At 43.4% G+C, this 16,263-nt stretch carries 21 protein-coding genes; 7 read left to right on the top strand and 14 right to left on the bottom strand.

Annotated features, from left to right (window positions below):
• Positions 1-5: 5 nt before the first annotated feature.
• Positions 6-1,094, bottom strand: coding sequence for a CotH kinase family protein (locus AS030_RS12970; RefSeq protein WP_061972303.1), 1,089 nt, complete (start codon positions 1,092-1,094; stop codon positions 6-8).
• A 207-nt stretch (positions 1,095-1,301) separates the two neighbouring features.
• Between AS030_RS12970 and AS030_RS12965 the strand changes: the two genes are divergently transcribed.
• The 3 genes from AS030_RS12965 (at position 1,302) to AS030_RS12955 (ending at position 3,702) form a co-directional block, all read left to right on the top strand.
• Entirely contained in the window at positions 1,302-1,883 is a 582-nt protein-coding gene (locus AS030_RS12965) for a hypothetical protein (protein WP_061972302.1), read from the top strand.
• The gene (locus tag AS030_RS12960) at positions 1,856-2,809 is read left to right on the top strand and encodes a hypothetical protein (RefSeq protein WP_061972301.1); all 954 of its coding nucleotides are present in this window, start codon (positions 1,856-1,858) and stop codon (positions 2,807-2,809) included. Before AS030_RS12965 ends, AS030_RS12960 begins: the two co-directional genes overlap by 28 nt.
• A 113-nt stretch (positions 2,810-2,922) precedes the next feature.
• Positions 2,923-3,702 carry an ion channel gene (locus tag AS030_RS12955; protein WP_061972300.1) on the top strand — a complete coding sequence of 260 codons (780 nt, stop codon included), beginning with the start codon at positions 2,923-2,925 and terminating at the stop codon, positions 3,700-3,702.
• 10 nt (positions 3,703-3,712) lie between these two features.
• Here AS030_RS12955 and AS030_RS12950 read toward each other — a convergent pair whose 3' ends face one another.
• The 3 genes from AS030_RS12950 to AS030_RS12940 form a co-directional block, all read right to left on the bottom strand.
• On the bottom strand, positions 3,713-4,120 hold the full coding sequence (locus AS030_RS12950; protein ID WP_061972299.1) for a YugN-like family protein: 408 nt from the start codon (positions 4,118-4,120) through the stop codon (positions 3,713-3,715).
• A 115-nt stretch (positions 4,121-4,235) separates the two neighbouring features.
• Positions 4,236-5,585, bottom strand: a complete 1,350-nt coding sequence (locus tag AS030_RS12945) for a glucose-6-phosphate isomerase (protein ID WP_061972298.1) — start codon at positions 5,583-5,585, stop codon at positions 4,236-4,238.
• 138 nt (positions 5,586-5,723) lie between these two features.
• Complete coding sequence (locus tag AS030_RS12940) at positions 5,724-6,887, bottom strand: iron-containing alcohol dehydrogenase (protein WP_061972297.1); 1,164 nt, start codon at positions 6,885-6,887, stop codon at positions 5,724-5,726.
• 239 nt (positions 6,888-7,126) lie between these two features.
• Between AS030_RS12940 and AS030_RS12935 the strand changes: the two genes are divergently transcribed.
• Entirely contained in the window at positions 7,127-7,363 is a 237-nt protein-coding gene (locus AS030_RS12935; RefSeq protein ID WP_061972296.1) for a DUF378 domain-containing protein, read from the top strand.
• Positions 7,364-7,417: 54 nt separating this feature from the next.
• Here AS030_RS12935 and yugI read toward each other — a convergent pair whose 3' ends face one another.
• From yugI to AS030_RS23080, 4 genes are all read right to left on the bottom strand, one after another.
• Positions 7,418-7,816, bottom strand: a complete 399-nt coding sequence (yugI, locus tag AS030_RS12930) for a S1 domain-containing post-transcriptional regulator GSP13 (protein ID WP_061972295.1) — start codon at positions 7,814-7,816, stop codon at positions 7,418-7,420.
• Between the two features lie 169 nt (positions 7,817-7,985).
• A complete protein-coding gene (locus tag AS030_RS12925; RefSeq protein WP_061972294.1) occupies positions 7,986-9,368 on the bottom strand; it encodes a class II fumarate hydratase in 1,383 nt (460 codons plus the stop codon).
• Positions 9,369-9,606: 238 nt separating this feature from the next.
• Positions 9,607-9,876, bottom strand: coding sequence for a hypothetical protein (locus tag AS030_RS12920; protein ID WP_061972974.1), 270 nt, complete (start codon positions 9,874-9,876; stop codon positions 9,607-9,609).
• Between the two features lie 98 nt (positions 9,877-9,974).
• Positions 9,975-10,142: a sporulation protein YjcZ gene (locus AS030_RS23080; RefSeq protein WP_074440552.1), complete on the bottom strand. Its 168-nt coding sequence runs from the start codon at positions 10,140-10,142 to the stop codon at positions 9,975-9,977.
• Between the two features lie 173 nt (positions 10,143-10,315).
• Between AS030_RS23080 and AS030_RS12915 the strand changes: the two genes are divergently transcribed.
• Positions 10,316-11,194, top strand: coding sequence for an alpha/beta fold hydrolase (locus AS030_RS12915; RefSeq protein WP_061972293.1), 879 nt, complete (start codon positions 10,316-10,318; stop codon positions 11,192-11,194).
• A gap of 17 nt (positions 11,195-11,211) precedes the next feature.
• Here the strand turns inward: AS030_RS12915 and AS030_RS12910 are convergent, their stop codons facing one another.
• From AS030_RS12910 to kynU, 4 genes are all read right to left on the bottom strand, one after another.
• A complete protein-coding gene (locus AS030_RS12910; RefSeq protein WP_061972292.1) occupies positions 11,212-12,348 on the bottom strand; it encodes a conserved virulence factor C family protein in 1,137 nt (378 codons plus the stop codon).
• 12 nt (positions 12,349-12,360) lie between these two features.
• A complete protein-coding gene (locus AS030_RS12905) occupies positions 12,361-12,648 on the bottom strand; it encodes a hypothetical protein (RefSeq protein WP_061972291.1) in 288 nt (95 codons plus the stop codon).
• 219 nt (positions 12,649-12,867) lie between these two features.
• Entirely contained in the window at positions 12,868-13,488 is a 621-nt protein-coding gene (gene kynB, locus AS030_RS12900; RefSeq protein WP_061972290.1) for an arylformamidase, read from the bottom strand.
• Entirely contained in the window at positions 13,488-14,753 is a 1,266-nt protein-coding gene (gene kynU, locus AS030_RS12895) for a kynureninase (protein ID WP_061972289.1), read from the bottom strand. The genes kynB and kynU overlap by 1 nt, the downstream gene beginning before the upstream one ends.
• A gap of 288 nt (positions 14,754-15,041) precedes the next feature.
• Between kynU and AS030_RS23075 the strand changes: the two genes are divergently transcribed.
• The gene (locus AS030_RS23075) at positions 15,042-15,194 is read left to right on the top strand and encodes an anti-repressor SinI family protein (protein ID WP_082635814.1); all 153 of its coding nucleotides are present in this window, start codon (positions 15,042-15,044) and stop codon (positions 15,192-15,194) included.
• A gap of 80 nt (positions 15,195-15,274) precedes the next feature.
• Positions 15,275-15,601, top strand: coding sequence for a helix-turn-helix domain-containing protein (locus tag AS030_RS12890; RefSeq protein ID WP_061972288.1), 327 nt, complete (start codon positions 15,275-15,277; stop codon positions 15,599-15,601).
• A 26-nt stretch (positions 15,602-15,627) separates the two neighbouring features.
• Here AS030_RS12890 and AS030_RS12885 read toward each other — a convergent pair whose 3' ends face one another.
• A complete protein-coding gene (locus tag AS030_RS12885) occupies positions 15,628-15,867 on the bottom strand; it encodes a hypothetical protein (RefSeq protein ID WP_061972287.1) in 240 nt (79 codons plus the stop codon).
• The gene (locus tag AS030_RS12880; RefSeq protein WP_061972286.1) at positions 15,854-16,195 is read right to left on the bottom strand and encodes a helix-turn-helix domain-containing protein; all 342 of its coding nucleotides are present in this window, start codon (positions 16,193-16,195) and stop codon (positions 15,854-15,856) included. Before AS030_RS12880 ends, AS030_RS12885 begins: the two co-directional genes overlap by 14 nt.
• Between the last annotated feature and the right edge of the window lie 68 nt (positions 16,196-16,263).

Raw genomic sequence — 16,263 nt, 5'->3', positions numbered from 1 at the left:
ATTTTTTATTGAAGGCGATGAAGCCGTTTCTTTAAATATTTATTTCTTTTCTTGATGAATGCAAGAATGTATTCTGGCTCCTTATCGAATTTGGACAGAGAGTAGTGCTTATACGGATCTTTAATGATATGCGGCCGTATGGAAGCATATAGCTTTTCAATTTTCCATTCCATGGATTCTATGGTGAATGCTTCTTCAAGCAATTGTTCCATCACGTGTCTGTATTGTCTTCGATAATTTCCATGAAGCAGCAAACGTGCTGTCAACGTATTGTACCCTTCGATCGGGACATACTTGTTCTCCATCACATCTCCGTGAATATCCCTTCCCCATGTGGCATCGTAATCCCATGGCATGATTTCAAACTGTCCAGTCTCCCCATTTTTGTAAAGAGAATAGTTGTGAATAAACCCATCAAAATTTTGTGTACAGACGGCACCGCCCAGCCATCGAAAATAACTTTCCAGATTCAGCAGAGGTTCAATTTTTGATGGAAATTCTTTATCCGTAGAAGTCAGCACGCAATTCAGCAGCTTTCTTAAGTGATGAAAGGAATGTTCGGGATCATACTTAATTTCATACCCTGATGTGACTGACCGTTTCGCTTTGCCGGTTGTAGGATTGTACTTTGAGAAATTGGCATTTTCTGAAATGGCATAATAGATACTGCCATCAGGAAGCCCTCTTTTTTTCAAAAAAAGCTGATCGACCGACTCCAATTGAAGATAAACACCTTGATAAAAGCCATTGATGTACAATGTGACATGGTTTGCTTCCGGGGACAATACGCCAATATCGCGAAAAAAGTCAAGGGACAGCTTATTCCTCATTAAGGAAGGATCATTGTACTCGGCATTCATATGAATCCTTTTAGCTCCTGTAAACATCCTGGAAGATGGAAAAACAAAATCATATGATTTTTTGGGAAACTTACGGATGTGTGCTCCTCTATATTTTACAGTGGTTTCATAAGATTGATTTTCGGTTTTTAATGTACCTTTAACCGGCTGGCTGGCCCATCTTCCCTTTTCTATTGACTTGGCCCCTTTAATGGGGACAGAGAGACGATACTCCGGCAACATACCTTTAGACATGATTCTTCAATCTCTCCTTAGGTTGATACTTATCTCTATGTTAAGAAGAAGGTAAGTGTCACAAATCAATGCTAAAAAGGGCCTCCTTTCTGGACGTTTATCCAAGCAGAACGTAAAAACTTACGTACATTATATTTGAAAAGAAATGATACTCCGTTCTTTTCCCATATTAAAGTATTGGAGGTCTACTCATGAGCGTATGGCATAATGATCCATGTGAAGAAAGCTCAAGTTCTAGTTCCAGCTCGAGCTCAAGTTCTAGTTGCAGCTCGAGCTCGAGCTCAAGAAGAAGCAGACGTTCCAGCAAAAGATCTAGCAAACGTTCCAGCAGAAGATCTGGAAAACGTTCTGGCAAAAGATCTGGAAAACGTTCTGGCAAACGTTCTGGCAAACGTTCTGGTCGTTCTGGTCGTTCTGGTCTTTCCAGTCGCTCTGGACGTACTGGAAGAAGAACTAGAAGTTCCAGCAGTTCCAGCAGTTCAAGCAGCTCCAGCAGTTCAAGTTCGAGCTCAAGAAGAAGAAGAACCAGAAGAACCAAAAGAACCAGAAGAACACGCCACTCCCGCAGATCAAGCTAATCAGTTAATCGAGTACTTTTTTGCAGATAGAGCACACAGGCTCTATCTGTTTTCATGTCGATTAGGCAAGCGTTGTTTTTCATGGAAAAAGGCGCTTGTACCAGCGCCAAACGATGGTTGTCTACATATATTTTTACTATGCAACAACAAAATCGAATCAACGGTTCTGAAAGGAGAACATGAATGTCTGATTTTCATATCAACTCAATGATTGGCAGAAGGATTAATGTCAATAAAGGAGGTCCCGAAGCCAAAGCTGGCCAACTGCTTCATTCAGGCCATAATTATATAGTTGTCGGAACGGATGAGGGAGCCGTCTATTATGCGGCACGTCACTTAAAAAGTGTCGGAGAAGACCTTCAAAGCGACAACAACGGCGAGAAAAATGGAACAGGGGAATTTTATGACTATCTTACACCGAGCTGTTTTTCCGCCATTATGGACAACATGATTGGCCAAAATGTAAAGATTAATCGCGGTGGCCCCGAATCCAGACAGGGAGTCCTTTTGCTAAGCACATATGATTATATTGCGCTAGCCACCGAGAAGGAAGGTGTCGTTTACTACAAGACCGATCATGTGAAAAGTGTAAGCGTTGTTCAGGAACAGGAAGAAAACGATGCAAATGCGGACGAAAGTGAAAGTGGAAGCCGAACCGGACGCGGTTCTGGTCGTGGGACCGGCAGAGGTACTGGGCGTGGCACTGGCAAAGGTACCGGGCGTGGCACTGGCAAAGGTACCGGGCGTGGCACCGGCAAAGGTACCGGGCGTGGCACTGGCAAAGGTACCGGACGCGGCACTTGCGAAGATACCGGGCGTGGCACTGGCAAAGGTACCGGGCGCGGCACTGGACGTGCGACTGGCGGTACTGGGGGATGCACCACTGGACGCATGACAGGCAAAACAACCGGCCATGGTCCAACCGCTGCCGCAATGGATGTACCGTATTATCGGGAATATGGGTTCAACAATCTTTTTGACCGACTGGCATTGAAAAAGGTTAAAATCAACCGTGGAGGCCCGGATGCCATCGAGGGTGTCCTGACTGAATGTGCCAATGGCTATGTTGTAGTCCTTGCAGACAATGTAATTCACCGCATCCTGACTAAACATGTTAAAAGCATTAGTGCATTATAATTTTACAGTTAACGAGAAAAGAAGCTGCTCTTGTCCGAACAGCTTCTTTTTGCTGGTTTTACTCCGTACATAACCGGGCATAATGGTAAATAAATTGCCCAAGGATGTGCATTATGAAATTTGAGGAGTTTATTTTTTCATATCTTCGTCTGCCGATGCTTATTCGGCTTTTCAGCATCATAGGCTCACTGATGATCTTGTTTGGCATTCTTATTCATTTGTTGGAGCCAGGCAGTTTCCACACTATATTTGAAGGCGTTTATTGGTCAGTAATGACCGCTGCGACTGTTGGATTTGGCGACTTTGTTCCAAAAACCTCTTACGGTCGATTTGTAGCCATTATTTTGGTTTTTATTGGAGGCTCCTTTATTGCCTTTTTCACTGTTAATGCAGCCTCAGCAGTCATCCAGGTTCAAAATAAGTACAGAGAGGGGAAACTGATGTTTAAAGGAAGCGGGCACCTCATTATTGTAGGATGGAACGAACGTGCCAAAAAAACCATTCTTACCCTGCAAAAGGAAGAGACCGGACAAAAGATCATCCTTGTGGATGCATCTCTTAAACAGAATCCCTTGACTGATGAGGGTGTGCTTTTCATAAAAGGAGATCCTTCAGCAGATGACACCTGGCAAAAAGCAAACCTGGCCGAAGCCAAAACCGTGCTGCTGACAGCGGACCAAAACTTAAAGGAATCGGATGCGGACATGCACACCATTTTATCCATCATTACGATAAAGGGCATTCATCCTTCGATCCCAGTCGCGGCTGAAATTTTGACATCCGAACAGATGAATAACAGTTTAAGGGCGGGAGCAGATGAATTGATCAAAACCACTTCTTTGGCAGGAGAAACAATGGCTCAAATCTGCCACCGTTCATTGCAAAAGGAGTAAGGATTTCCCCCTACTCCTCCAATAACTGGCTTTCTGCTTTTTCCACTAGTGTTTTGCCAATACTAATCCATTTATCGTCAATGGAGGCGTCAGGGTCCTGGGGCTCGGCGAACTGATTAAAACTTCCTCCCACAGCTCCCGCGTTGGCATGATCGTCGAGTCCGATCTGGTATTTATGCGTCAACAGAAAAGGCTCTCCAAGCGTCACTAAAGAACCTTGCTGGTCAACCTCCTTTTCATAGGCAGTAAAAGGAATTCTTACAAACGTATACCCTACCTCATCGTCCAGTTTATAATCAAAATATCCATGATTATAATCCCAGTTTCCTGCGATGGTAAATCCCAGCCCTTTCAGCTTATCCTCAAGCTCATTGAATGCAAATACCTCATTTTCAAGCTTGCTTTCCAAAGGAATCATGGCTTCGCTCCGTTTCTTTCGGTTTTCGTTTATGTTTATCATCCCCAAAAGAAAAAAAATAAGCCCTGAAAGGAAATGAAAAAAGATGACCCCCCATCGAGGTCATCTCAAAGAATTATAAAAGTTTTTCCAGTTCTTCTTTTTCCTTTTCAAAACCTGGCTTGCCAAGTAGTGCAAACATATTCTTCTTATACGCTTCCACTCCAGGCTGGTCGAATGGATTTACTCCAAGAAGGTATCCGCTGACCGCACATGCTTTTTCAAAGAAATACACCAGATAACCAAAATGGTATGGCGTTAATTCCGGAATGTTAACTACCAGGTTAGGAACGCCGCCATCGGTATGAGCAAGAAGTGTTCCTTGAAATGCCTTTTTATTGACAAAGTCCATGGTTTGTCCAGCCAGGAAATTCAGCTTGTCGAGATTTTGCTCGTCCTCTTCAATGGTAATTTCCTCGCGTGCATTCTCCACATTCAGCACGGTTTCAAAAAGGTCGCGTCGTCCTTCTTGAACGTATTGACCCATGGAGTGAAGATCAGTTGAAAAATCAACGGACGCTGGATAAATACCTTTATTGTCCTTACCTTCACTTTCACCGTACAATTGCTTCCACCATTCGGAAACATAGTGAAGACTTGGTTCGTAGTTCACCATTAATTCAATGGTTTTTCCTTTGTTATACAATGCGTTTCGGGCTGCTGCATACTGGTATGCTTCGTTTTCAGCAAGTTCTGGAGAAGAATATGCCTTGCTCGCATCTGCTGCCCCGCTCATCATTTCTTCAATATTCACACCGCTAACCGCGATTGGAAGAAGTCCTACAGCCGTCAGGACGGAGTAACGTCCCCCCACATCATCAGGGATAACAAAGCTTTCATAGCCTTCTTCATCCGCCAATGTTTTCAAAGCGCCTTTCGCACGGTCTGTTGTCGCATAAATGCGCGTGCGTGCTTCTTCTTTTCCATACTTCTCTTCAAGCAGCTTGCGGAAAATACGGAATGCAATAGCCGGTTCGGTTGTTGTTCCTGATTTTGAAATCACGTTTACAGAAACATCTTTGCCTTCAATCAATTGAAGCAAATCCTTCATATACGTAGAAGAAATATTTTGTCCGGCAAAGATCACCTGTGGCGCTTTGCGTTCTTCTTTGGAAAGCATGTTAGAGAAAGAATGGTTCAACATTTCAATCGCTGCCCGTGCTCCCAGATAAGAACCGCCAATTCCAATGACGATCAATACATCGGAATCATTTTTAATTTTTTCTGCGCTTTTTTGAATGCGGGCAAATTCTTCTTTGTCGTACTCGGTTGGAAGATCCACCCATCCTAAGAAGTCACTGCCCGCGCCTGTTTTATTATGGATTTGTTCATGTGCGGCTTTCACCAATGCTGACAAATTCGTTACTTCATGGTCTCCTAAAAAAGGTAAAGCTTTGCTGTAATCAAAACGTAGTTTGCTGGCCAATGTACACGCCTCCGTTTTTTGTATTAGTCTTCTTTACTTTACAGAACGAAAAAGTACAATTCAAGAAAACCGTTAGAAAACGGCTTTCCTGATTTGCGTTAAAAAGTAAAGTGGGTCATCTTTTACTTTCCCTATCCTTTACAGGGACATGCGTAAAATTTCAAGCACATCTTCTTTATTTAATTTTTTAAAATTGCCAAACTCGCCATTAGCCATTGCTTTATCAGCAATAAGGTCAAGCTTGGAGTCATCAATATCATAATCCGCAAGACGGTTCGGAGCACCGATGGAAGTCCAGAAAGCAGACAGCTTATCAATTCCTTCAAGAGCTACTTCACGGTCTGATTTACCTTCAGCGTCCACATTGAACACTCGAACAGCCAGCTGCTTTAAGCGAGCAGGGTTTTCATCAAGAACATGTCTAAGCAGGTTCGGGAACAAAATAGCTAATCCTCCGGCATGAGGAATATCGTAAACAGCAGAAACGGCATGCTCAAGGTTATGAGTAGCCCAGTCACCCTGAACGCCCATTGCGATCGTTCCGTTCAATGCCATTGTTCCATTATAAAGGATGGTTTCGCGAAGATCATAGTTCTCAAGATCCTTCACCATTTTTGGTGCTGTTTCAATTACCGTTCTCAAAATGGATTCAGCAAAACGGTCCTGAAGAAGCGCATTTTCTGTATGGTTGAGATACGTTTCAAGCACATGCGACATCATATCAACCATGCCATAGATGGTATGGTCTTTTGGCACAGTAAATGTGTTCACTGGATCAAGAATTGAAAACTTAGGGAACACAAGCGGGCTTCCCCATCCATATTTTTCATTGGTTTCCCAATTGGTAATAACCGATCCAGAGTTCATTTCAGAACCTGTTGCAGCAAGTGTCAGCACAGTTCCAAATGGGACCGCTTCTTTCGGTGTACTTTTCTTCGTGACGAAATCCCAAACGTCGCCATCGTATTTAGCACCTGCAGCAATTGCCTTGGTACAGTCAATAACACTTCCGCCACCAACGGCCAAAATGAAATTAATATTATTTTCCTTGCAGATTTCTACACCTTTTTTAACGGTAGTTAATCGTGGATTAGGCTCTACTCCGGAAAGTTCATGAACCTCAGCCCCCATTTTTCTCAGTTCACTTGTTACCTGGTCGTACAGGCCGCTGCGCTTAATGCTGCCACCGCCGTAAACAAGCAATACCTTTTTACCATATGGCTCCATTTCAGAGGAGAGCTGGCTGAGTTGTCCTTTCCCGAACACTAATCGAGTTGGGTTATAGTACGCAAATGAATTCATTATTTTACCTCCCAGTGATCCAATACTTCGTTAGTATTATCCATCATGCCGATTTTAAAAGTAAAGAAATTGGCTTGAACCCAATTTAACATGAACAAATATTGAACAATACACTAAACAAAAGTTGAATATTAACAAAAAATGGGTTTATTCTTCTCGTTCATGTGGAAATGTATAAATGTAACAAAGAGAAGTCATCCTATTACTGCAATTAATTTCATTCTTAAGGAGGCAATACCATGAATGGATTACAACGTACTGCATTAGCTTTAGTCATTATCGGTGCAATCAACTGGGGTCTTATCGGGTTCTTCCAATTCGATCTCGTAGCAGCCATTTTCGGCGGTCAGGATGCAGCACTTTCCCGAATCGTTTATGGATTGGTTGGACTATCCGGTTTATATTGCCTGACTCTTCTTTTCAAACCATCTCATGAAGTTGAACGTGAAGACCGCGTTGAAACCAATCGCGTGTAACAAAACCACAACAATAAAAAAAAAGCTCTTCCCAGGTGGAAGAGCTTTTTTCAATTATTTCTTAAGACGCTTGTTAAGTTGAGCTTGACGGTCTGTAGACTCTTTCAACCATTCTTTAAGCTTTGCTTCAAGTGTGTTGAAGCCTTTGGAAGAATCTTGAGCCGCTTGCTTCTTAGGTGCCGGACGACGTTCTTTTTTAGGAGCTTGGGCTGGTGCTTCCTGAGTTTGACGGATGGAAAGAGAAATCTTTTTTGAATCTTCGTCAACAGAAAGAATTTTTACCTGTACAATATCCCCCACTTTTAATACGTCGTTAATATCTTTAACAAAGCTATGAGAAACCTCAGAGATATGAACCAATCCCTGAACTTCGTCGTTTAAAGCGACGAAAGCACCAAACGGTTTAATTCCAGTTACTTTACCTTCAACGATGCTACCTACTTCAAAATTCATGAAAACACTCCTAACTATTTTTTAACCTATTAAGTATAACACACCCGGTGATAAAAGAAAATGAATGTAACAGGATAACCCATGCCCAATTTCAAGCAAATAGGGCCATAAGTTTGAGTTTCACCTCATCCCCATACCCATATTTGGCGTTATTGGAAACTTTTTCTCGTTAAACCAACCGTTCTGGATTCAGCAATGTTTCTGCCTCTTCTTTTGTAATATATCCTTTTTCAACGGCAATCTCCTTGACCGTCTTACCTGAACTGAAGCTTTCTTTCGCCACTTCTGCGGCTTTTTCATAGCCTGTTTTTGGATTCAGTGCAGTCGCAATAGCCAGGCTCTGCTCCATCAATTCTTTAATCCGCTCTTCATTGGCCTCCAGGCCGCTAAGGCAGCGTTCAGTGAAGGTCCTCATCCCTGAAGAAAGAATCGTAATGGAATGAAGGAGGTTGAGACCAATCACCGGCATCATGACATTGATCTCCAACTGGCTGCCAATTCCCGCGGTTGTCACACACGTATCATTGCCAATAACCTGCGCACAAATCATGTATAAATTTTCAAGAATGACCGGATTCACCTTTCCTGGCATGATCGAAGAACCTGGCTGTACCGCTGGCAGCAGGATTTCTGCAATGCCGGTTCTCGGCCCCGAACTCAGCAATCGCAAGTCCGAAGAGATTTTGATAAGATGAATGGCCAATTCCTTTAAATGCCCGCTGACCTGGATCGCCGCGCCATTATTTTGCATAAAACGGAAGCGGTCGGTTGGCTGTGTAAACGAAAGACCGGTGCGCGTTGCCACTTCGTTAATTGCCTTTTCACTATAATCGGGATGCGCATTGATTCCTGTGCCGACTGCGTTTCCTCCCAGGCCTATTTCAAACAAGAAGGGCTCGCTTTGTTTAAGCGCATCATGCACTTTTTGAAGACTTTCTGCGTATCCTCCAAACGACTGGCCAAGCCTCATTGGAACCGCATCCTGCAGATGGGTCCGGCCGGATCGGATGATGTCATGAAATTCCTCTTGTTTTTTTCGGAGAGCCACAATGGTTTCTTCAAGAGCAGGATACAGCTTAGCATAAAGTTCCTGTGCGGTACTGATGTTGATGGCCACATGAATCGTATCATTCGTGGATTGTGCCATGTTTACGTGGTCATTGGGATGGACGTTGCTCCAATCCCCTTTCTCACCGCCAAGAAGCTCGGATGCACGGCTTGCTATGACTTCATTCGCATTCATGTTCTGTGAAGTACCCGCTCCCGCCTGATAAGCATCAACCACAAATTGATCGGCAAGCTTTCCTTCCATTACTTCCTCCGCTGCCTGAATAATAGCGTTGGCTTTCTTCTCATCCAGTTCTCCGCAGTCCCGGTTTGCGGCGGCTGCGCTCGCTTTAATGATCGCTTGTGCTTTTACAAAAGCAAAAGGAAGCCGTTGCCCGCTGATTGGGAAGTTTTCCACTGCCCGCTGGGTTTGGGCCCCATAATAGGCCTCTTTTGGCACCTGAACTTCTCCAAGCGTATCTTTTGCTGTTCTGTATTCCGTCATCATGCATCTCCTTTCATCACTTTACGGTTAAACCGCATATCCTCATTTTTTTGTATTCCCTCTTTTTTCACATTTTATGGTTTATCTTTTGAGACTCTGTCCATACTGATAAGGCAGCATTCGATATCCCCTTTTTCTTTGCAGGCATGCCACCACATGCCTGCTTTTTTTTTCAAAAAATCAGGCTCGTCTGTTTTTTTATTCCACCAAAAAAAGCCTCTTTGCAAGAGACTTAAGGCTAACTTGATTCAATGGATGCCAGGTCATCCCTTTCCTTATGTAAAGCGATGACCACAGCTGGAGATTTTTTTATTTTTCGGTGTTCTGTCCGGAATCCGGCCTTTTTCTGTTTCATGAAAGTCGCTTTTGAAATGGGACGCGGGCGGGACCAGGAAATAGACTCCGGGTTTCTCCAGGAATCATGGGTAATCAGCTCGGTTTTGTAATAATAACAATTGCCGCTTAAGTATTCTTCACATATATATAATACGGTATGTTTGCTATGCATTCGCCGATCGCTCCATTTTTTTGATACATTATCCCCTTTTTCGCCAGCTTTATTCATAGAAAGAGCCTGAAGCTCGAAACTTCAAGCCCTTCACATCCTTATCTAAAGAACCACCATAAACCTCCAAAGATAAGGAGAAGTATAAATATGATAATCAATACGGCCCAAACCCAGCCGTAACCATAGCCATATCCGCCACCACCGGCTACGCCATAGCCATAACCATAGCCATAGTACGGAAAACCGCCACCATAAGGATATGCCATATTACAAACCTCCTTCATCTGTTACGTCCTCACATAATAAAATATGTCAGACCGGGGTAAAGAGGAAGAGAGGCAAGTGCGGATTTTGTGCCTGTTCGAGGAAATTTTTTCTTTTGGTAAAGAAAACAGGATGGGGCAAAGTAACTAAGACGAAAAGATGATGGAGGAATGCAATGGAAACAAAAAATACGCCGCTGCTTACTCCGGCATTTCGGAAAAAGATCGGCGATGTTACGATTCATTATGAAGATTTTCACCAACCGAACCCTGAGGCACAAGTTCTGATCCTTATTCACGGATTTTTGTCTTCCACCATCAGCTTTCGCCAGCTGATCCCCTATTTGACGGATGACTACCATGTGGTGGCCATCGACCTCCCGGGATTTGGGAAAAGCGAAAAATCAAAGCGCTTTACGTATTCACTGGCCAACTATGGAAAGCTTGTATTATCGTTCATTGAGGAAATGGGCTGGTCCAATGTGGTACTGGTTGGCCACTCGATGGGCGGCCAGGTCGCATTGCATGCCTCACGCCAGGACGGCAAACTAATAGATAAGCTCATTCTTATTGGCTGCTGTGGTTATATTAAACGGGCAGGTACTCCCATTATTTGCTGCTCCTATCTTCCTTTCTTTTCCTGGGGGTTGAAGCAATGGGTATTGAAAAAGGACATCAAGAACAATTTAAGCGGCGTGCTTCACAATATGAACCTGGTCACCGATGAGCTGATCAGAGATTACAGGGCGCAATTTTTGGAAGAAGGATTTTTTGACAGTTTAATCCGTCTTCTCAGGCATCGTGAAGGAGATTTGAAGCCGTTTGAACTCAATTCTATTTTGCATCCTATATTGCTGATCCATGGTGACGATGACCAAGTCATTCCGTTAACTACAGGGAAACGGCTAAACGGTGATTTGAAGAATTCCAGACTGATCGTATACAAAGATACGGGGCACTTGATTATGGAAGAAAAACCGAAAGAACTGGCACAGGACATAAAAAACTTCCTTTCACTGCCAGGCAAAAAAAAAGCGATCCAGACTCCGGTCTAAGATCGCTTCTTTGACATTTATTGATTTTCTCTGCTTCTCATCATCTGCTGCCAGACAGAACCGGCCGCCTCTTCTCCGCTTTGAATTCGCTCGAGCGCAATTTTCGCCTGCAGCCGAACTTCAAATTCAGGATCGTCTTCTGCCGCTTTTAGAGACGGAACGGCGGTTTCATCTCCTGCTTCAAACAGGAATCGTGCCGCCCGCCATCGAACCAGTTTATTTTTATCCTCCAATGCTTCACACATGGCAGGAATCGCTTTTGGATTTCCCAGGTCTGACAGACAGTCCCCAGCTGTTCGTCTTACTGCTACATTCTTATCTTTTAATCCTGCATATAACAGCGGAAGAACCGCTTCGTCTTCAATCATGCCAAGATATACGACGGCCAGCCGGCGTATGGAAGGCTTTGGATCCTTCAGCGCCTGTTTCAGCACCATAATATCGTCTACTGTTGGATTCATGCGTTCTAAGGCTGCATACCGTGTTTGCCAGTCTTCATCTCTCATTTTTTCAGCTACTTCAGTGGAAGTTACGGTTTCCTCTGGCGCTTTTTTCCCTTCCTCGCTGACAAACGCCTGCTCCACAAGCTTGTGTACCCGTTCTTCATCATAAGCAGCAGAGATTTCATCGACGACTTCCTGACCGATTTGCTCAAAGGTTCCATAACGGACACCTTGTTCTTCCCACTTTCGCTCCATAACGAGGTTATCCGATGCTTTTTGTGCTTCGAGAGCCGCCTTCATGAACCGGTCAGGCAAACCCGCACGGCGCTCTTCCTTGTCTGTTTTTAATTTCACCTGCATCGGCAGTCCTCTGAACATTTGAATCAACACGGTAATTTCGAGATACTCATCGTCCTTGTTCTCTTCAGTGCTATCCTGTTCCAGTGTTGGTTCTGAATCTCCAAATACTTCACGTACGCCAGCAAGTACATCCTCCCAATCGGCACGCGGATGGCGGTCGAGTGCGATAAAGTCTGCCACATGATATACACTTTTAACCCCTTCTACCTGAAAGATTTCTTTAATGTAATCAGGTGCGCCCTCCAGGTTATCCTTTGTATAGTTGTACCTTTTGTTTCCCGGCAGGCTTTCATCCATATTTATTTTCATGGAGTTTGGACTTGGCGTTGGTTCAATGCCTTTAATCTTCATGCTTTCACTCCTTCAAATCAAGTTCTGCTGGGTAATAAAATCCAGCAATTTCTTCTTTTCGGTATCCGTGAATTTATACTCACTGTCTACCCCTTCATCATGGACAATAAAATCCTGTACCTCGCCTTCCAGATCAAACACAACCAATGCGCTCGGGTCGGTCAGATCAGCCGGCAGCATCGTGTCTTTTGAAAATTCGAAAGTCAAATACACATTGATCCAGTGTCCGCTTTTCACGACTTCAGGATATAATGCAGTAAAATTCGCTTCGAAGTAATTTTGAAATCCATACTTGTACATAATGTTCCCCCGTATGACATTAAGCTTCTCTCTTATTATAAACAATCCATGTTCAGGAAACAAAGGTGGCGGGTTGCTTGCTGGTCTTGAAAGTGTTGTTTTCCGTTCCAGGTTCCTCGCTTTTACAGGGCTTCGCAGCGTGCGCTGAGCCCATCAGGCGCAAGCTCCTTTTAAGAAGAAAAAGACACCGGCGCATCGTGCACCAGTGTCCAGGATGATCTATCGGCTTAATACCGCACGAACCGGGCTGCCATCGCCTTCTTTTAAGGGAAGAGGCAATGCCATGAGATGGTATTCTCCCGGCTCGATATCGTCAAGCACAAGTCCTTCAAGGATATGAATTCCTTTACCATGAAGAGCATGGTGAGCGGGAAGCTCTTTGCTGTCAAGGGGATCCACGGAAGGCACATCTACACCAATCAGACGGACTCCCTTATCAAATAAATAAGGTGCAAGGGATTCATGAAGACAGGTGATGCCTGCCGGAAACACGCTTCGATCCTTCCATGAACCGGTTTTAAGCAGGACCCTCTGAATACCGTCAAGCTGTTCGCTTTCCAAATCTTCCGGCCTTACACAGTCTCTCTCCCTGACATCAACAACCAGCGCTGTTCCGGCGTACAAATCAAGATCTAATTCCAACACCCGTTCTCCTTGGCTGTCAAAGTGAAAGGGAGCATCAATATGGGTGCCTGTATGGGTGCTCATCGTAATTTGTCCAACATTTACAGAACCTGATTCTTCTTTCGTCCATGTCAATTCATAGGCAAATAGCGTATCACCAGGCCAGATGGGAACGGTTGAACTTAGCGGCATGGAAACATCGATCAGTTTTCCCATTATGCAATCACCTCTCTAACATTAGGGAATTTCTCATACTGCTTTTCACTCATGATTTTCTTCAACCGTACTATTGTATCATGCACATCTTGGAATGAAGTATAAAGTGGAACGGGAGCCAGCCGGATGACGTTCGGCGCCCGGAAATCAGGTACAACTTGATTTTCTTTTAATGCTTTGCAGATTCTTGCTGCCTCAGAGTGCTCAAGGCATACATGTCCTCCGCGGCGTTCATCTTCTCTTGGATTGCCAATGTGAAAACCAAAGGAAGATAGCTCCGTTTCAATCAATTCCATCATATAGCGGGTAAGCTGAAGCGATTTCTCCCTTAACCGACCCATTCCTGCTTCTGCAAAAAGTTCGAGCGACCCGATGAGCGGTGCAGTACTTAATACATGAGGAGTCCCCATTTGGAAAGCGCCCGCCGTATCTGACGGAACAAATTCAAGAGACATATCAAACTGCTTTTCTTTGTTTGAACCAAACCAGCCAGCAAGACCGGGTGCTGTTTTAAAATGTTTGCGGTTTACATAGAGTCCGGCAACACTGCCGGGACCTCCGTTCAAATATTTGTAATTGCACCAAAAAGCGAAGTCCACCTCCCAATTGGACAATTCATGAGGAACGGCTCCAATGGAATGACATAAATCAAAGCCGATCAGGATTCCCCTTTTGTGTGCTTCTGCTGTCAGCCGCTGGATATCAAGCAGTTGTCCGCTACGGTAGAGAACAGAAGGAAGCACAATGAGGGCTACCTCCTCTGTCATCGAGGAAATGATATCCTCTTCCTCTATCATTCTGCCATCCTGGCTTTTTACGGATAACAGATGATCAGCGGGGGTTAAAGATTTTAGATGGAGCTGGCTTTTTAGCGCATAAATGTCCGATGGAAACGTCAGTTCATCGGCCAAAATTTTGGTTTTGGTGCCAGCAGGTTGAAAAAAGGTAGATACAAGCTGATGAAGGTTTCCGGTCGTTGAACCAGTGACGATTACCTCGTCTTTATGGGCACCAATAAGCGGAGCCATTTTTCCTCCAAGTTTTTCGCTAAGCGTAAACCAGGGATGTGTACCTGCCATCCAGCCATCAATACCATATTCTTTCCAGTCAGTTAAAACCTCTGCAAGCGTCTTCTCGGCATTTTTCGACAAAAGGCCTAATGAGTTGCCGTCCATATACAAGACACCTTTTTTGACATAAAATTCTTCTTTAAAGTGCTTGAGCCCATCTTTTCCGTCCATTTCAGTCCAATATGCTTGTTTCATTGTTTATGTGCCCCTTTTTTCATTTCTCCTTCTATCTTAAACAATTAAGCGCTTTCTCTCAATGAAACCGTTTTCTTTTCAAATATTACAATTATGTAACAGTCAAATTACGACATAATTTCGGAGGATTCCCATTTATAATAAAAACTATGAAAAACGAACTACTATTTGGAGAAAAATGTATAATAAGCACAACTTGTTTGACTGCTGAAAAATGAGGGTTTTGTTTACCATTGAGAACGCTGGTACTGATTTTAATGGAGAAAGCAGAAAGAGGAGGAATTTATAATGACAAGCAATGAACACTTGGACCAAGAGTGGATTCATTTAATTCTGCAAGCTAAAAAAATGGGATTAAGTATTGAAGAAGTTCGTTTATACCTACGAAAGACCTATATTACTCCTCCTGCAAAAACTTACATAAAAGAGAGATCCTTGTGATGCCGCTTTCCTTCTATTTACATGATGCTGACCTTAATTGTATAATATAATCAAATTCGTAGTAAAAAAGAGGGATAATAGTGATTGGTGAACTTGTAAAAAAGTATCGAAAAGAGAAAGGCCTTTCTTTATCAGCGTTAGCGGAACGAGCAGGTATCGCCAAGTCCTATCTCAGCTCTCTGGAACGAAATATCCAAACCAATCCATCTGTGCAATTGTTGGAAAAATTATCAGCAGTACTCGATATTCCAGTAGAGAAGCTTTTGAATGAAAAATCAGAAGTGAATGAGAATGAACTTGATTATGAATGGGCGGAGCTTGTAAAGGAAGCCATGGATTCAGGAGTCAGCAAGGATCAGTTTAAAGAGTTCCTTGAGTTCAATAAATGGAGAAATAAGCAAAGTTAAGCCGACATTTGTACATGTCGGCTTGTTTAAATAGATACATCAATAATGGGTACAAATTCTTTATATTCATAGTGTTTATAATAAGCGGCTGCCAGCCGTCTTTTTTTCTCTTGTTGATAGAGTTTCTGCCTGACATAATCAAAGGGGGCTATTCCTTCATAAACGTTATTGAGGTAGATTTCACAAACGTTTGCCCCTTTGTAAACAATCTCTACCGTATTTCCCTGTAGCACACTCCGGTAGATTCCATTTTCAAACCGAATCATCTGACATTCCCTTATTTTTGATTTTCCAGCTTTCATAGGCCAAAAACTCTCTGATTTCCTCACGGTCAATCCCAATTTCCTTCGCTTGCACGATCAGCTCTACCCAACCGTGATCAAGGGTATATTCATTATTATTCACTAATTTTTCCACCGGTACCTCCAAGGCTCTGGCAACCTTCATAATCATTTGCGCAGATGGATTTGTTTTATGGTTTTCAATACTGCTGACATACCCTTTGGATACGCCGGAGCGTTCTGCTAATTTGGTGATGCTCCATCCCTTTTTTTGCCGCATGCGTTTGATTTGTTTTCCGATGAAATTTTGCAAGGCTTTGACTTCCTTTACTGAAACTAAAAGCTGCTAGCCGCTTTTTCCTCTGGTTGTAAAAAGGAAAG

The organism is Fictibacillus enclensis (genome assembly GCF_001457035.1).
GTDB classification, from domain to species: Bacteria; Bacillota; Bacilli; order Bacillales; family Fictibacillaceae; genus Fictibacillus_C; species Fictibacillus_C enclensis.
The sequence above is the reverse complement of the archived record's forward strand: the minus strand, read 5'-3'. Positions and strand labels throughout refer to the sequence as shown.

Coding starts and splice junctions, on each gene's coding strand:
- AS030_RS12970 (WP_061972303.1), bottom strand. CDS start 1,094: ATGTCTAAAGGTATGTTGCCGGAGTATCGTCTCTCTGTCCCCATTAAA.
- AS030_RS12965 (WP_061972302.1), top strand. CDS start 1,302: ATGATCCATGTGAAGAAAGCTCAAGTTCTAGTTCCAGCTCGAGCTCAA.
- AS030_RS12960 (WP_061972301.1), top strand. CDS start 1,856: ATGTCTGATTTTCATATCAACTCAATGATTGGCAGAAGGATTAATGTC.
- AS030_RS12955 (WP_061972300.1), top strand. CDS start 2,923: ATGAAATTTGAGGAGTTTATTTTTTCATATCTTCGTCTGCCGATGCTT.
- AS030_RS12950 (WP_061972299.1), bottom strand. CDS start 4,120: ATGATTCCTTTGGAAAGCAAGCTTGAAAATGAGGTATTTGCATTCAAT.
- AS030_RS12940 (WP_061972297.1), bottom strand. CDS start 6,887: ATGAATTCATTTGCGTACTATAACCCAACTCGATTAGTGTTCGGGAAA.
- AS030_RS12935 (WP_061972296.1), top strand. CDS start 7,127: ATGAATGGATTACAACGTACTGCATTAGCTTTAGTCATTATCGGTGCA.
- yugI (WP_061972295.1), bottom strand. CDS start 7,816: ATGAATTTTGAAGTAGGTAGCATCGTTGAAGGTAAAGTAACTGGAATT.
- AS030_RS12925 (WP_061972294.1), bottom strand. CDS start 9,368: ATGACGGAATACAGAACAGCAAAAGATACGCTTGGAGAAGTTCAGGTG.
- AS030_RS12920 (WP_061972974.1), bottom strand. CDS start 9,876: ATGCATAGCAAACATACCGTATTATATATATGTGAAGAATACTTAAGC.
- AS030_RS23080 (WP_074440552.1), bottom strand. CDS start 10,142: ATGGCATATCCTTATGGTGGCGGTTTTCCGTACTATGGCTATGGTTAT.
- AS030_RS12915 (WP_061972293.1), top strand. CDS start 10,316: ATGGAAACAAAAAATACGCCGCTGCTTACTCCGGCATTTCGGAAAAAG.
- AS030_RS12910 (WP_061972292.1), bottom strand. CDS start 12,348: ATGAAGATTAAAGGCATTGAACCAACGCCAAGTCCAAACTCCATGAAA.
- AS030_RS12905 (WP_061972291.1), bottom strand. CDS start 12,648: ATGTACAAGTATGGATTTCAAAATTACTTCGAAGCGAATTTTACTGCA.
- kynB (WP_061972290.1), bottom strand. CDS start 13,488: ATGGGAAAACTGATCGATGTTTCCATGCCGCTAAGTTCAACCGTTCCC.
- kynU (WP_061972289.1), bottom strand. CDS start 14,753: ATGAAACAAGCATATTGGACTGAAATGGACGGAAAAGATGGGCTCAAG.
- AS030_RS23075 (WP_082635814.1), top strand. CDS start 15,042: ATGACAAGCAATGAACACTTGGACCAAGAGTGGATTCATTTAATTCTG.
- AS030_RS12885 (WP_061972287.1), bottom strand. CDS start 15,867: ATGATTCGGTTTGAAAATGGAATCTACCGGAGTGTGCTACAGGGAAAT.